Source organism: Geodermatophilus sp. URMC 60, assembly GCF_053502585.1.
The window spans coordinates 2,217,895-2,232,383 of record NZ_CP199958.1 but is presented as its reverse complement, the minus strand read 5'-3'; the positions used below and the strand labels follow the sequence as shown (position 1 = coordinate 2,232,383).

The following is a 14,489-nucleotide window of genomic DNA, read 5'->3' as shown; positions in this document are numbered from 1 at the left end:
CGCATAGGTGCGGAGCCGTTCGTGGGCGGCGAACCCCACGGGACCGCGAGCCTGCCGCGGAGGTGGTGCGGCGGCCGTGATCTCGATCGTCCCGATGTGCACCTCGACCGGGCGGTCGGGCGCCGTCGCCGGGGGGGCCGGCGGCTCCCGCCGAGCGACGCTGACCACGCCGACGGGCTCCGGCCGTAGCCGCACGTGCGGCGTGTCCTCGTCCGGTGACTCCGCGCGCGTCACCGTCGACTTCGCCGACGGCGCGGCGACCGCCGGCCTGACCGTCGCCGACGCACCGGGCTGCCGCAGGGCGTCGCCCTGCGGTGACCGCTCGGCGGCGGCCGGGGCGGGCCGAGCACCGTTCGGCGCTGACCGGACGGGCGCGTCCGGCCGGCTGCGGACCGCCTCGGGAGGGGATGCTGCGCCGCTCCCGTGCATGCGTTCGCGGTCCGCGGGACGGTCGGGTGGGTCAGGAGGCGCGTGCGGGCGCTCACGCGGGGCAGATCCCGGTGGAGACGTCGTCGTGTCGGGCGGCGGAGGTGGTCCGGGACGTGGCAGCGCTGGTGTCGGGTCCGTCGACGGGCGGGCGGCGACGTGCGGCGGGTCCGGCGTGCTGGGGGGTCGGTGCGGCTCCGGGCGAGCAGGGGCGTGCCCGGCGAGCGGGGACGGCCCCGGGAGAGCCGGGGCCTGCATCGCCGGCGGCCGCGGCTCGGTCGGCGCAGGCGACTCCTGCACCAGACGCCCAGCCGCGCTTGCCGGCGCGTCGACCGGGCGGACGCCGAGCTCGATCGGCGGGAGCGCCGGACCGTGCTGCATCCCGGGATCGACGGACGGCCCGACCACCGGGGGGAACACCGGCGTCATGGCCGGCCGGACCGGCGCCGGCACAGCACCGGCCGCGCGGGTCGCCAGGCGCCGGAGGTAACTCATGTCGACGCCCCGACGGTGTCGGCGATGAGGTCCAGATAGCGCCGGCGCCGGTCGACGGGCAGGTCCAGGATCGCGCCTTCGGACCAGTGGTAGTACCACGCGAGCGTGTGGACCTCGGAGTACAGGTACCGGCCGGTCCTCGCGAGCTCCTCCATGAGGAACTGGCCGGCGTCGAGCACATGTGGCGTGCTGGCGTCGCACTGCGGACAGCGGATGTCGAGCAGCGCCTCGGCCTGCGGATCGAGCGCCGCGATCCGGTCGTCGATCACCGTCCGCACCAGGGCCAGCTCGTCGTCGGTGGCGGCGTGATCGTCCACGGCCAGCACGCACCGTCGGAGCAGCAGCTCTGCCGCGGTCTCGCCATCGGTCCGCGCCACCCCGCCGGCGGCGTCCTGGTCGGCGACCGTCGGTAGCCGGAACCTGACTCGATGGCCGGCGACGTTCTCGGTGAAGGTCCCGGTCCAGCGCGGATAGGCAGGTTGCAGCAGGTCCGCCACACTCAGGTCGACGTCGAGCTTCTCGTGACACTGCGCGCACTCGACGACCGCAGCGATGCGGTCGCCGAAGCTGATCGACCGCAGGTGCCACAGGAGCGCCTCCCGGTCTCCGATGGTCTGCTCGGAGACCGTGCCTGCGTGTGCCGTTCGTCCACCGATGGTCCGCAGGCAGCGGTCGAGCAGCAGGCGCGCCGCCTGCGCCGACGATGCGCCGGTCAGGCCGAGCAGCGCCTCCTGGTCGTGGCCGTTGAGCCGGCGCAGTCCAGCGGTCGTCAGCCGGTCGCCATCAGAAACGACGCCGCCGGGTACGCGGACCTCGACGATCTCGTCCACGGCTACGCAGGCGGTTCGGTGAAGGAGGGCTCGGACGGCTCGGTCACGTCGGGGTCGCGCACCCAGCCCTCATGCGCGAGCTTGATGGTCTCGATGGCCACCGCGTTTGCGCCCGCGTCGAGATCCGGCAGCGCCGTCGCCGCCGTGACCCAGCACCGGAACACGTTGTAGGCAACCGCCAATTGGCCGGACTCGTTGTAGAGCTCGATGGTGATGTCCTTGCGGAAATCCGCGAGGGACACCTCCGACCCCAGCCCGGCACCGAAGTTCCAGACCTTGTTCATGAACCTCGCGAACTCTGGGTCGTGAGTCAGGCCGCGCTCGAGTGTGATGTCGTCGTACTTGGTCTGGCCGGGCGACTTGCGGCTCGTACTGGGGTCGCCGCCCTCGCGGTGCTCGACGACCTCGGTCGTGCGACTCAGGGCGCTGACCTTGCTGACGCCTGCTACGTACCTGCCGTCCCACCTCACCCTGAACTTGAAGTTCTTGTAGGGGTCGAACCGGCTCGCGTTGACCGTGAACTGGGCCATGTCGGCTCCGTTGCTACGTCTGGATCTGCCCGGCCATCTGCTGGATCTTGATGATCACGAACTCGGCGGGCTTGAGCGGTGCGAAGCCCACGACGACGTTGACGATGCCGAGGTCCACGTCGTTCTGCGTGGTGGTCTCGGCGTCGCACTTGACGAAGTAGGCGTCGCGCGGGCTCGAACCCTGGAACGCGCCCTGACGGAACAGGTTGTGCATGAACGCTCCGACATTGAGCCGGATCTGCGCGTGCAGCGAGTCGTCGTTGGGCTCGAACACCGCCCATTGCAGACCCCGGAGGAGGGTCTCCTCCAGGAACAGCGTCAGCCGTCGAACCGGTATGTACTTCCATTCCGACGCCTGGACGTCGGCGCCTTGAAGTGTGCGCGCGCCCCAAGCGACCCGTCCGTGGATCGGAAATTGTCGCAGCGCGTTGACGGCCTTCGGGTTCAACACACCGTTCTCGTCATCGGTGAGCGGCACGTCGAGGCCCCCGACATTGCGCAGCACCGCGTCGAGCCCCGCCGGCGCCTTCCACACGCCCCGCTCGCCGTCGGTCCGGGCGTAGACCCCGGCCATGGTCCCGCTGGGGCCAATGCTGCGGAGCCGGTTGTCGTTGAGGGGGTCGGGCACCTGTACGCGCGGGAAGTACACCGCGGCGTTGCGGTGCCGGATGCCGGCGTCGTCGACCCAGTCGTTGACCTCCTGGACCTCGTTCCTGTCGGCAGGAGGATCGACGATGAGAAACGCCCGCTCGGCCTCGCAGAACGCCAGCGCCTCGGCGTAGACGGCTGGCGCCTGGTCCACCACGTGAGGGGCGACCGCGCCGGGCAGCACGAGGATGTTGAACAGATCCACGTCCCGCAGGGCGTGCATCCCGGTCTTCTCGTCGAAGCTTCCCAGGAGTGCAGCGGCGTCGGGCAGTGCGCCACTGGTGCCGGCAACACCGCCCGTTTGATATCCCGCGGCTGAGAAGCCGAGCCGATACTCTTGGACGTTGGTGACCACGTCGCCGCCGAGGAGTCCGAGATCGGTGGCCACGTTGCCGCCACCGGCGTCGGCGAAGGTCAGCACGGGCTGCCCTTCGAGGTCTGCACGGTCGAAGCCACCGGCGACGATGCGGAACGTCCTGCTCTGGAGGGTCACGGTGGCGCCCGACAGGTACGGGTCGGACGCCGCGACACCCGCCGCCCGGATCCCCCGTTCGAGCGCCCGCCGAATGAGCGTTGGATTGTCATCGAATTTCGTGTCAGTGGTCAGGTCCGTGAGGGTGACCTCCTGCATGTCGTCTTGCCCACCCGACGTGACGCTCAGCTTCGAATCCCCCGAGAAGGAGGCGCTGTCATTCACCGGTATCGGTATTCCGGTCGTGCCGGTCTGCGCAGGCCGCAGCAGCGCCTCGGGTGGCGGAACGACAGGCGCCAGCTGGACGATCCGGGATCCGGCATTGACCTTGTCGATCACGTAGTCGCTGCTGGCCGGGTCGGTGCTGCAGTTCAGGAAGGACTCGGTGCGCAGCACCACCCGCCGCCCGTCCTGACTCGCGACCTCGCTGGTGCTCATGTTGAACAGCGCCGAATCGACGGGATCGCGGGTGACGTAGTCGACGGTGATCCGAATCTCGTTACCCCACACGCCCGGGTCCTCGACCGAACGACCGCGGACCTGGCGACCGGCGAACGCGCGAAGCATCGGCGTCGCGGCCCCCTCGACGTCCGCTCCGAGCGTGGCCTCCGCCGCCGCGGGGGGAACAAGCACAGCCGCGGGGACCTCGGGAACCTCGGAGCCCTCCGGAACCTCGGGAACTTCCGGAACCTCGAGGGAAGGGGACGCCACCCTGACCACGTATGCGTGCGATCCGCCGTTGTTGAAGAACTGGCGTATGCCGTAGCCGGTCTCGTCGTCGCGCGCAAGGCCACCGCACTCGCGCTCGAAGTCACCGATGTTGAACAGCTGGACGGGAGTGTCGAGCGGCCCGCGGTTGAAATAGCCGACGAACGCGGCAACCGACGTCGCGACGCCGGTGATGGTCCGGACCCCGCTGGGGATCTCCTCGATGTAGACCCCGGGATAGGTGGGTGTCACCGGCACCTCTGACTCCTTCCGGCCCAGCGCTGCGCGGCCGTACATACGAGTCCGACGACCAGAATCCGCACTCTCTCGGATCAGGCCGATTCGACGTTTGGCGAGTTCATGACCGGGGGCTCCTGAAACGCCGTCTTGACACTTCGCATCACGGCTGAGTTCCCAGCGACCCCCAGCAAGTGGATCCCACGCTCGTCACATACGCGCCAGCCACGCCTGACAGTCGTACAGGACAAAGATGGCCGGTCTCCCCTGGAGTCCCCGGGGGCTTGTCGCACGGTTTCTTGGCCCGGAAGCCCAGGCCATTCGCTGGCCTGCCGCTCATCCTTTCCACCGGGGCTCATGGGCCCCTGCGAGAAGGATCCCATCGAGGCTTGGGCGCTCGGCGCAGAATCCATGCCCGGATGGTCACCATCCGTCATTCGCTGCTATCAGCTCTCCGGAGGGGACGGATGGCGGAATCAACGCTAGCTTGCCGCCGTCACGGGATCGTCACCGCTGCGTCACGTGTTGGTTCGCCGCTGAGCAAGCGCCGCCGCCGTCCGCCGGGGGTTGCGCGTGGCTCGCCGCCGCGCGGGCCGGTAGACCACCGCGAGGGTGGCCAAGCGCCACCAGGCCCCGGCGTTCAATGGGCCACCACCGGAACGTGAGGCCGAGCCCTGCTCACGTCGTAGCCCGCGCCCGTCTAGGACCAACTCCTGGCCACCTCGACCGCCGCCGTGACGTCTAGTACCGAGATCCACCGGCCGGTCACCGGCGCGTTCTCCCGCGCCGAGCCACGGGCCCGGGTGCCGGCCCATCTGCGCGGTCTGCTCAGCCAACCGGAGCGCATGACCGGCTGGACGCTCAGCAGCCGCCGGCCGCGCCGTCCTCGCGTCCGGGACCGGTCCCACGACATGCGGGTCGCGACGGCCTCGGGGTCCACGTCGGGGAGCGCGGGCACCTGCCCGTCGGCCCACGTCAGCGGCAGGATGGCGGGACCACCGGAGGCGAACGGGAGGAGGGGCCGACCCGTGTCCCTCGTCCGGCACGTCGTCCCAGCCCCCCTGCGCCCGTTCGTCGCGGCGGCGCACGGGTACCGCTCCCCGGCCATGCCGACGGGCCTGCACCGCGGGCTGCCCTCCAGGCACCTCACGCTCGTCGTGGAACTGGCCGCACCGCTGCGGGTCAGCGGCACCGGTCCGGCCGTGGCGGCCCACGCCGTCGTCGGCGGCCTGCACACGCGGCCGGCCCTCATCGACGCCTCCCGCCCCCAGGAGGGCCTGCAGTACGCCCTCACCCCGCTGGCGGCCGGCGCCCTCCTCGGCCTCCCCGCGGCCGAGGTCGCCGAGCGGACCGTCGACCTGGCCGACGTCCTCGGCCGGGCGGCGGACCGGCTCGTCGACGACCTGGTGGCGGCGCCCGGCTGGGCGGAACGGTTCGCCCGGCTCGACGCGGCGCTGGTCGACCGGCTCTCCGGTCGCGTCGTTCCCGTGCCGCCGGAGGTGCGGGAGGCCTGGCGCGTGGTGCACCGCAGCGCCGGCCGGTGCCGGGTCGAGGACCTCGCCGCGCACGTCGGGTGGAGCCGGCGGCACCTGAGCGAGCAGTTCCGGCTCGCGACCGGGGTCCCGCCCAAGCAGGCGGCGCGGATCGCCCGCTTCGAGGCCACCCGCCGGCTGCTGGTCGACCCGCGACGCCCCCCGCTGGCCGAGGTCGCCGCCCGGTGCGGCTACGCCGACCAGCCGCACCTGGCTCGGGAGTGGCGGGCGCTGGCCGGGTGCAGCGTCGGCACGTGGCTGCGCGAGGAGTTCCCGTTCGTCCAAGACGGCGCCCCGGGAGGAGGAGCACCCTCTCCCGCATGACCGATGCGACCACGACCACCGTACCCGCTCCCACCGTCTGGCCGAGTGTCGGCTTCACCGACGTCGACGCCGGCATCCGCTTCCTCACCGAGGGGCTCGGCTTCACCGTCACGGCCTGCTACCGCGACGAGGACGGCACCGTCGCGCACGCCGAGGCGCGCTGGCCCGACGGCGGGGGCGTCATGTTCGGCAGCCGCGGCAAGCCCGGCGACTGGGGCGCCCTCGGACCGCAGGGCGTCTACGTCGTCGCCGCCGAACCGGCCACCGTCGACGCCGCCTTCGAGCGCGTCCGCGGGTTGCCCGGCGTCGAGGTGCTGCGCGAGCTGCACGACACCGACTACGGCTCGCACCAGTTCGACGTCCGCGACGCCGACGGCAACCTCTGGACGGTCGGCACCTACCGCGGCGCCTGACCGGGCAGCGGGGACGCCCGGGACACCAGCCAGACCAGCGCCACCTGCCAGAGGACGAAGCAGCCCAGGACGCCGAGCCACCCGGCCGGGGGGATCGCCACGAGCACCGGGCGCGGGACCACGGCGACCGAGCACAGCAGCAGGACGCCCGCGAGCCACACGACCAGCGCGGTCCAGCGGTAGCGGGGCGCCCGGCTGGGGCGGACGACGATGCCCAGGGCCGACAGGTCCTCGGGCGGGTGCCGGCGCAGCATCCCCCGCCGCGACCGGTACACGAGCACCCCGGGGTACCGCTCGGCCAGCACCCGTTCGCACCGGCGGCGACGGCGTCGGGAGAGGCGGGCACGGCGGGGCAGGCTGACGGCCTGGACGCGGGCCGCGGCGGCGCGGAAGCCGGAGTCGCCGAGGACGATGCGGCCGCGCGCGGCGACCACCGCCGTCACGTCCCCCCAGCCGGTCCCCAGGCCGGTGTGGCTGGGGTGGTACCAGCCGTAGAGGCCGCAGCCGCAGCCGCGCGCGGGCGGCACGTGCCCGTCGTCCACCGCGCACCGGGCGTGCTCGACCGGCCAGCTCCAGGGCCCGGCGGCGACGTGCACCGGCGGGCGGAGTCCGTCCTCGGCCAGGAGGAAGCGCCGATAGCCCCGCAGCTCCCCCGGGACCAGCGCCGGCGGGTCCGAGCCGGGGTAGGCCGGGAGGGTCACGCCGGCGCGGGTGCCGTCGGGGCGGGTGCCGCTGGGGCGGGTTCAGGGCTCGGTGCGGCCGGCGCCGGGTCGGCCAGCGGCTCGCACTCGATCTCCCGGCGCTCGGGGCCGATGTCCCCGGCCACGCAGGGCTCGGCTGCCGGGCCGGTCCGGGGTGTCAGCGGTGCGGTCAGCGTGTGCATCTGCGGCTCCTCGCCCGTGCCACTGGGCCTCGGGCCGGTCGCCGGCGCCGCGCCCAGGACGCGCCCGCCGAGCCGGCCCCGCTGACACCGCAGTGAAGCACCAGCCGGCCCACCGGGTAAGGCCTCCGTCGCCGGGCGGGAGGCCGGGCGTCCGGCAGGTCCGGACCGAGCGCGTCGTGATCCGGCCCCCCACGGGACGTCGGGACACGCGGGGCGGACCGTGCCCACCCCAGGGCCTCCTTGACCCCCCGGGAGCGCGTGCCCCAAGGTCGCCGCCAGTCGAGCCACGAGGGTGGAGGCCGTCATGGTCGCAGCAACCGGTCGTCCTCCTCGCCCGCGGTGGCGCCGCTGGCTCACGGCGGGGGTCACCACCGGCGCCCTGGTCCTCGCCCCCCTGGGCGGCGCGGCCCGGGCGGATCCGGTGGCGCACCCGGGCGGCACGGAGCTCCGGTGCGACAGCAGCGTCGCCGCGCAGCTGGACGCGGTCGTCACCGCGACGCTGGAGCGGACCGGCGTCCCGGGGGTGATCGTCGGGGTGTCGGGTCCGGACTGCCGGTACGAGGAGGCGTTCGGAGTCGCCGACACGGCGACCGGGGAGCCCATGCGCACGGACTTCCACAGCCGCATCGGCAGCGAGACGAAGACCTTCACGGTCACCGCACTGCTGCAGCTGGTCGACGACGGCGCGGTGGGCCTGGACGACCCGATCGGCGAGTACGTGGCGGGGGTGCCGGAGGGCGACCGGATCACGCTGCGCCAGCTCGCGCGGATGCAGAGCGGTCTGTTCAACTACAGCGCCGACGAGGACTTCTTCCAGGCCCTCGCCAGCGATCCGTACCGGAGCTTCACCCCGCAGCAGCTGCTGGAGTACTCCTTCGCCCACCCGCTGAACTTCCCGCCGGGTGAGGGCTGGGAGTACAGCAACACCAACACGATCCTGCTCGGGCTGGTCGTGGAGCAGGTCAGCGGGCTGCCCCTGCACGAGTACCTCGAGCAGGAGGTGCTCGAGCCGCTCGCCCTCGACGACACGGTCCTCCCGACCGACAACGCCTTCCCGGAACCGCACGCCGAGGGCTACACCGCCTTCGACGGCCAGGTCGTCGTGGCAACCGACTTCAACCCCTCCTGGGGGTGGGCGGCCGGGGCGATGACCTCGACCCTCGACGACCTGCAGACGTGGGCGGCTGCCGTGGCCACGGGCGCCCTGCTCGAGCCGGAGACGCAGGCCCAGCGCCTGGAGACCGCCGCACCGCCGGGCGCCTCCCCCGGGGTCGGCTACGGGCTGGGCATCTTCGTCGTCCAGGGGTGGATCGGGCACAACGGGTCGCTGCCCGGGTACCAGAGCCTCACCATCCACCTGCCGACGCAGGAGACCAGCCTGGTGGTGCTGCTCAACTCGGACGCACCGCCGCTCAGCGGGGACGTGACCCAGTCGTCGTCGGCGTTCGGCACCGCGATCACCGAGGTCATCAGCCCCGACAACGTCTTCCGGCTCTGACCCCCGGAGCCCGGCTGGACCCCTGGACCGGCCGGGTCAGGACGGCGTGGGCACGGTGGGCCGCGGCTCGGCCTCCTCGTCGACCCCGGAGGCGCCGGTGACCTTCCGCCAGAGCCAGCTCGACGGCACCCGGCGACCGGTCACCACGTACTCGCGGACCGCGTCCACGACGAGGGTGACCTCCAGCGCCCGCCGGGCGGCCGGCCAGCCGACGAGCAGGAGCTCGTCGTCGGGCGCGAGGACGACGTCGGGGCCCGGCGCCAGCGTGGCGTCGTGGCCGCGCAGGAGGAGCAGGGGGACCGCGTGGAGGGGCTCGTCCCGGTCCTCCGGATTGCGCAGCAGGTCGCCGAGCCGCGCATCGCCCGACGCCAGCCAGGACGTCAGGGCCGGGGCCTCCCGTTGGGTGAGCCGCACCTTCCACAGCGCTTGCAGGTGCTGCCCGCACAGGTCGGTGAGCCGGTCGACCAGCTCGGCGGCCCAGTCGTCCCCCATGGCCGGCAGCGCGCGCAGGAAGCGCCAGAGCAGCGGCGTCGAGAGCTGCGCGTACACCTCGTGCGCGATCTCCTCGGTCGGGACGAGCAGCGCGTCGAGCTCCATCGCGGCGAACAGCGGCGCGCTCGCCGGCCGGTTCTGGCGGGCCGCGAGGAACAGGCCGGGGTTGGCCCGCCGGGCCGTCTCCACCAGCGAGAGGTTGGTGATGTCGTTGTCCGTCCCGGCGACGAAGCCCACGGCCTCCTCGAGTCGCACCGCCGCCAGCGCGCCGGGCTCGAACCCGCCCGCCTGCACGACGTCGTCCACGTCGTCGTGCGGGCTCGGGTCGACGACGGTCACCTCGATGCCCTCGGCGCGCAGATCCGCGGTCAGCTCCCGGCCGAGCCGGCCGTACCCGCACACCACCCAGCGGCCGCCGCGCGGCGGTGCGCCCCGCGGGGGCAGCGCGGCCCCGGGCCCGCTCTCCAGCCAGGTCAGCAGCTGGTAGGACGCCGGCGCCCGCAGCGCCAGCTGCACGTGGTCACCGAAGAGGTCGAAGGGGTTGACCACGCTGGGCGAGCCGAACACCCGCATCCGGTCGGCCATGACCCGCGTCGTCGCCCGCGCGATCACCGGGAGGTCGGGGCGCAGCAGGGCGGTGGTCATGACGACGGCGAGGTTGGCCTCGTCGTCGTCGGTGAGGGCCACCACCGCCTCGCAGCAGGGGTGGTCCAGGCCCGCGACCCCGAGGTGCCCGGGGTCGCGGGCGTCGGCGGCCAGCCCGGGGACGTCGCCGCGGTAGGACTCCAGCTCCAGACCGTCGATCCGCTCGTCGTCCCGGTCGAGGACGACGACCCGGCGGCCCAGCGCGTCCATCGAGTGCCCGAGCAGCTCGCCGGCGCGGCCGTAGCCAGCGATGAGGACGAACGGCTCGGCGAGCCGGGCCACCTTGCGGGTGAAGCGCTGCAGCGCCAGGGCCGAGCGGAAGGCCCGGTCCTGGAGCAGGGCCAGCAGCGAGCCGATGGCGTAGGCCCAGCCGACCACCGTGAGGTAGATCGAGATGGTCACCCACATCCGCTGGTTGTAGGTGAACGGGTAGGGGATCTCGCCGAAGCCGATCGTGGTCGCCGTGTAGCTCATGACGTAGAGGGCGTCGAAGAAGCCCATGTCGAAGGGCCGGCCCTCGTCGTCCTGACCGGGGATGAGGGTCAGGCCCACCACGCTGATCGAGAAGATGGCGATCAGCACGATCAGCGGCGCCCGCATGCGCCGCAGGATCAGGAAGATCGTCTCCGAGGCCCGGTTGGCCGACGCGGCGGCCGCCAGCAGCCGGGCGCGGCGGGCCCGCCGCTCCTCCTCCTCGCGCCGGTTCCGGCGCGCCCAGAACGTCAGCAGCGGATTTCCCACGGCGCCTCCCGGCTCACCCGCGGTGGAAGGAGACGGTCTCGATCACCAGCAGGACGACGGAGACGAGGTTGGCCAGCAGCGCGCCACCGGACAGGGACACGACGCTCGACGTCCACCCCTCGGTCATGCCGGCCGACGAGACGTACTCGGCGTAGCCGTACATCAGCGCGGCCCCGACCAGCTGGAGGCTCGCCACCAGGCTGGTCGCGAGGTGCACGGCGCCGATCTGCGTGCGGTCGCCGAACTTCAGCACCAGGGCGATGAGGTTGACCACGACCGAGGCGAACAGCTCGAAGGGGTTGTGCAGGTCGGGATCGCGCATGTCGCCGAGGAAGAAGCCGAAGTTCAGCGTCGCGGCGAGCAGGACGAAGAACCCGAAGACGACCTTCTCCAGGTTCACGCAGTCCTCCGCCCACCGGCCCCGGCACCCGGGGGTCGGACCACAGCATCGCTGCTGGAGTCCTCCCGCGCTACGGACGCTGCAACAGCGGCATGATCACACGATCGACCAGGTCGCTCACCACGGTGTCGTCCAGCGGCCGCCCGGTGACCAGCCAGCGCAGCGCGAGCACCGCCGGGCCGATCTCCGCCGCGACCGAATGGCCCCCGTCGGCGGAGACCTCGCCGCGCTCCACGGCGCGGGCGACGACGGTCTCCCAGGCGGCGTCCCAGTTCGCCAGCGGCGGGCGGCGGCAGCCCCCCTGCAGCACCGGGTCGTCGATGACGGCACCGAGCAGGCTGCGGATCGCCCGGCCCGAGGGGCCGCCGAAGAGCTCCACGACCTCGGTCAGGACGGCGACCAGGTCCTCGCGGAGCTTCCCGGTGTCAGGTACCTCCAGCACCGGCGCGCCGACCACGTCCATGACGCTGAGCAGCAGTTCCCCCTTGCTCGACCAGCGCCGGTAGATCGTCGCCTTGCCGACCCCGGCGGCCGTCGCGACGGCGTCCATGGTCAGGCCGGCGTAGCCCGCGCGGCCGAGCACCTCCAGCACGGCCGAGGCGATCGCGGCGTCGCGCGACGCGTCCAGCCGGCGCCCTCCCGCCCGCGTGCGGGTCGGGCAGGGTGCAGGCGCCGTCTCGTCACCCGGTGTCACCGTATGAACGTAACGCGTATTCCGGAACGCTGCAGGGCGGAGGACACGCCGCTGTTCCCAACTCTCCGCGGTCGAACCCGGACGCATGCCAGGAGCCAACTGCCCGCAACGCCGCGGGGCCGGCCGCGGTCCCCGCGGTCGGCCCCGTGCGTCCCCCTCGACCGGCGCTCCCGTCCCCCACGGTCGTGCCGGTCGCCGTGCCCGGCGGCGTCGTCCCCCACGACGCCGCCGGCCGATGCGCCGGCGGCTCCGTCCCCCCGTGCGATGGAGACGCCGGCTGTCCTCAGGCCCCGGTCGGGGCCGGTCTCACCGCGCGACGCCCTCGCGCTGGCCGGCGCTGAACACGAAGTCCAGCGAGCTGGTGGCGCCCTCGACCAGGTCGGCACTCGTGGTCGACGGGAGGCTCGCGGTGAGCAGCAGGTGGTCGGTGCCGCCCGGCGCCAGGGACGTCGCGTCCCGCAGGGCGACGTCGGTCACGATCGGGCCGGCGTGGTGACGGGTCGTCGTCCCCCCGCAGGCCCAGCCGCCGTCGACGGGGGCCCAGGCCTGCGAGCAGGACTCCAGCGTCAGCTGCAGGCCGTGGACGCGGTCGGTGTCGAGCACGCTGGACCCCGTGGCCACGGAGGACAGGCGCAGCTCCGACAGCGGCGCGGTCCCGTCGTTGACCAGGTCGATCGGCGAGCTCTCCACGTCGCCGGCCAGGAACACGCCGTGGTCGAACAGCGACACCGTGGCGGTGTGCGCGGCCTCGGTGAGCGCGATCGACAGCACGCCGGTGTCGAGCCGGCTGACCACCGGGGTGGTGCTGTCGGTGAAGGTCCCGAACGTGCCGAGGCCGGCGACGGAGGCGGCGGCCCCCAGGACGGCGATCGACGCGGCGATGCGGGCCCGCGTGCGGCGGGACCGTCCTGTGGTCTGGGCGGTCACGGTGGCTCCCTCGGTGTTCGTCGTCCCGGTGACGGGGAGAACTCTGCTGGCCCATCCGCAGGGCACCCGCCGGGCGACCGCAAGGAACCCTCAAGAACCGGAAAACGGCGTTGCGGGCCTCCCTGCGGTCGGGACGTGACCCGGACCGAGGAACTGACGCCGGTCCACCGCGCGGAGGACGGCGAACTGGTGGGCGGCGGAGCGGTCCGCTTGGCTGGTCGAGGCACGGCCGGGCGCGGTGACCGTCCGGTTCGGGTACGACCCGCAGGACACCGCGACGCTCACCGGCGCCGACCTCGACCGGCTGTGGCCGGCGACGGAAGCCGCAGGAGCCGCCTGCGGTTGAGCCCGTCGTGGACAGGGACGTCGAGGTGGTCGTCATCGGGGCCGGCCAGGCCGGGCTGAGCGCGGCGCACCACCTCGTTCGGCTGGGGCTCGACTCCGTCGTCCTCGACGCCGAGGCACGCGCCGGGGGCGCCTGGCAGCACCGCTGGCCGTCGCTGACGCTGGCCCGCACCCACCACGTGCACGACCTGCCCGGCCTGCCCTTCCCGCCGGCGCGGGACGACGTCGCGGCGGCCGACGCGGTCCCCGCCTACTTCGCCGACTACGAGCGGCACTTCGCACTGCCGGTGCACCGGCCGGTGCGGGTGCGCGCCGTCCGCCGGACCCCCGACGACCGGTTCCGCGTCGAGACGACCGACGGGGACTGGACCGCCTCCGCCGTCGTGAACGCCACCGGCACCTGGACCCGGCCGTTCGTGCCGCGCTACCCGGGACAGGAGGTGTTCCGCGGCCGCCAGCTGACCCCGGTCGACTACCGGGGCGCCGAGGAGTTCGCCGGGCAGTCGGTGGTCGTGGTGGGCGGCGGTACCTCGGCGGTGCAGCTGCTCGGGGAGATCGCCGAGGTCGCCGCCACCACCTGGGTGACCCGGCGCCCGCCGGTCTGGCGCGAGGAGCCGTTCGGCCCCGAGGAGGGGCGGGCGGCGGTCGCGCTGGTCGAGGACGCCGTCCGCGAGGGCCGGTCCCCCGGCAGCGTCGTCGGCGTCACCGGGCTGGTCGTCACGCCGTGGGTGCGGGAGGCACGCGCCCGCGGCGTCCTCGACCGTCTGCCGGTGTTCGACCGGCTCACCCCCGACGGCGTGGCGTGGGACGACGGCCGGTCCGTCCGCGCCGACGCCGTCCTGTGGGCCACCGGCTTCCGCCCGGCGCTGGGCCACCTGGCACCGCTGGGCCTGCGCGGGCCCGGCGGCGGGATCCGGATGGAGGGCACGCACGTGGCCGGGGAGCCGCGGGTGCACCTGGTCGGCTACGGCCCCTCGGCGAGCACGGTGGGTGCGAACCGGGCGGGGCGCGAGGCCGCGGTGGCGCTGCGCCGGCTGCTGCACCCCGCGGCGGCGCTGCCCCGCTCGGCCTAGCGACCCCCGACCCGACCGGCGCCGGGGTCAGGGGATCCCGCACGGATCCGCGGCTCGCAGCGTGCGCGATCGCGTGCACGCGACGCGGGGAGCGGAGGGAACGGCTCCGGGGGCGATCAGGGTCGGTCCAGGGCGTTCCCTGATACCGCCGTCCAGCGGCGACCGAGAGCCTCGAC

Annotated in this window: 13 protein-coding genes; 4 read left to right on the top strand and 9 right to left on the bottom strand. The window is 73.6% G+C overall.

Translation table 11 applies throughout. From position 1 onward, the window contains the following. Positions 1–917 precede the first annotated feature (917 nt). Genes ACWIX3_RS10800 through ACWIX3_RS10790 form a run of 3 tightly spaced genes read right to left on the bottom strand, consistent with a single transcriptional unit; the run spans position 918 to position 4,367 of the window. Positions 918–1,751 carry a T4 family baseplate hub assembly chaperone gene (locus tag ACWIX3_RS10800; RefSeq protein ID WP_448612074.1) on the bottom strand — a complete coding sequence of 278 codons (834 nt, stop codon included), beginning with the start codon at positions 1,749–1,751 and terminating at the stop codon, positions 918–920. A gap of 2 nt (positions 1,752–1,753) precedes the next feature. After that, a complete protein-coding gene (locus ACWIX3_RS10795) occupies positions 1,754–2,281 on the bottom strand; it encodes a phage tail protein (protein WP_448612073.1) in 528 nt (175 codons plus the stop codon). 13 nt (positions 2,282–2,294) lie between these two features. Further along, positions 2,295–4,367, bottom strand: a complete 2,073-nt coding sequence (locus ACWIX3_RS10790; protein ID WP_448612072.1) for a phage tail sheath family protein — start codon at positions 4,365–4,367, stop codon at positions 2,295–2,297. Positions 4,368–5,374: 1,007 nt separating this feature from the next. Here ACWIX3_RS10790 and ACWIX3_RS10785 point away from each other — a divergent pair. Further along, positions 5,375–6,202 (top strand): helix-turn-helix domain-containing protein, encoded by an 828-nt coding sequence (locus ACWIX3_RS10785; RefSeq protein ID WP_448612071.1) that lies wholly within the window; start codon positions 5,375–5,377, stop codon positions 6,200–6,202. Beyond that, positions 6,199–6,615 carry a VOC family protein gene (locus ACWIX3_RS10780; protein ID WP_448612070.1) on the top strand — a complete coding sequence of 139 codons (417 nt, stop codon included), beginning with the start codon at positions 6,199–6,201 and terminating at the stop codon, positions 6,613–6,615. Before ACWIX3_RS10785 ends, ACWIX3_RS10780 begins: the two co-directional genes overlap by 4 nt. Here the strand turns inward: ACWIX3_RS10780 and ACWIX3_RS10775 are convergent. Together ACWIX3_RS10775 and ACWIX3_RS10770 are read right to left on the bottom strand one after the other, a co-directional pair. Continuing rightward, on the bottom strand, positions 6,600–7,316 hold the full coding sequence (locus ACWIX3_RS10775; protein ID WP_448612069.1) for a hypothetical protein: 717 nt from the start codon (positions 7,314–7,316) through the stop codon (positions 6,600–6,602). The two genes, ACWIX3_RS10780 and ACWIX3_RS10775, sit on opposite strands and share 16 nt — an antisense overlap. Next, positions 7,313–7,498, bottom strand: a complete 186-nt coding sequence (locus ACWIX3_RS10770) for a hypothetical protein (RefSeq protein WP_448612068.1) — start codon at positions 7,496–7,498, stop codon at positions 7,313–7,315. Before ACWIX3_RS10770 ends, ACWIX3_RS10775 begins: the two co-directional genes overlap by 4 nt. Before the next feature lie 304 nt (positions 7,499–7,802). On the opposite strand from ACWIX3_RS10770, the gene ACWIX3_RS10765 reads away from it, so the two are divergent. Next, on the top strand, positions 7,803–8,996 hold the full coding sequence (locus ACWIX3_RS10765) for a serine hydrolase domain-containing protein (protein WP_448612067.1): 1,194 nt from the start codon (positions 7,803–7,805) through the stop codon (positions 8,994–8,996). A gap of 36 nt (positions 8,997–9,032) precedes the next feature. Here ACWIX3_RS10765 and ACWIX3_RS10760 read toward each other — a convergent pair whose 3' ends face one another. From ACWIX3_RS10760 to ACWIX3_RS10745, 4 genes are all read right to left on the bottom strand, one after another. Further along, complete coding sequence (locus ACWIX3_RS10760) at positions 9,033–10,874, bottom strand: potassium channel family protein (protein ID WP_448612066.1); 1,842 nt, start codon at positions 10,872–10,874, stop codon at positions 9,033–9,035. A 13-nt stretch (positions 10,875–10,887) separates the two neighbouring features. Further along, on the bottom strand, positions 10,888–11,274 hold the full coding sequence (locus ACWIX3_RS10755) for a DUF6394 family protein (RefSeq protein WP_448612065.1): 387 nt from the start codon (positions 11,272–11,274) through the stop codon (positions 10,888–10,890). A gap of 70 nt (positions 11,275–11,344) precedes the next feature. Next, positions 11,345–11,968 carry a TetR/AcrR family transcriptional regulator gene (locus ACWIX3_RS10750; RefSeq protein ID WP_448612064.1) on the bottom strand — a complete coding sequence of 208 codons (624 nt, stop codon included), beginning with the start codon at positions 11,966–11,968 and terminating at the stop codon, positions 11,345–11,347. 306 nt (positions 11,969–12,274) lie between these two features. Continuing rightward, complete coding sequence (locus ACWIX3_RS10745; protein ID WP_448612063.1) at positions 12,275–12,895, bottom strand: hypothetical protein; 621 nt, start codon at positions 12,893–12,895, stop codon at positions 12,275–12,277. Between the two features lie 353 nt (positions 12,896–13,248). On the opposite strand from ACWIX3_RS10745, the gene ACWIX3_RS10740 reads away from it, so the two are divergent. After that, complete coding sequence (locus ACWIX3_RS10740) at positions 13,249–14,313, top strand: FAD-dependent oxidoreductase (protein WP_448612062.1); 1,065 nt, start codon at positions 13,249–13,251, stop codon at positions 14,311–14,313. The last annotated feature ends 176 nt before the right edge of the window (positions 14,314–14,489 follow it).

What these genes read in the sequence shown, in the direction of transcription:
- ACWIX3_RS10770 (WP_448612068.1), bottom strand. Translation starts at nt 7,498, where the DNA reads ATGCACACGCTGACCGCACCGCTGACACCCCGGACCGGCCCGGCAGCC.
- ACWIX3_RS10780 (WP_448612070.1), top strand. Translation starts at nt 6,199, where the DNA reads ATGACCGATGCGACCACGACCACCGTACCCGCTCCCACCGTCTGGCCG.
- ACWIX3_RS10765 (WP_448612067.1), top strand. Translation starts at nt 7,803, where the DNA reads ATGGTCGCAGCAACCGGTCGTCCTCCTCGCCCGCGGTGGCGCCGCTGG.
- ACWIX3_RS10795 (WP_448612073.1), bottom strand. Translation starts at nt 2,281, where the DNA reads ATGGCCCAGTTCACGGTCAACGCGAGCCGGTTCGACCCCTACAAGAAC.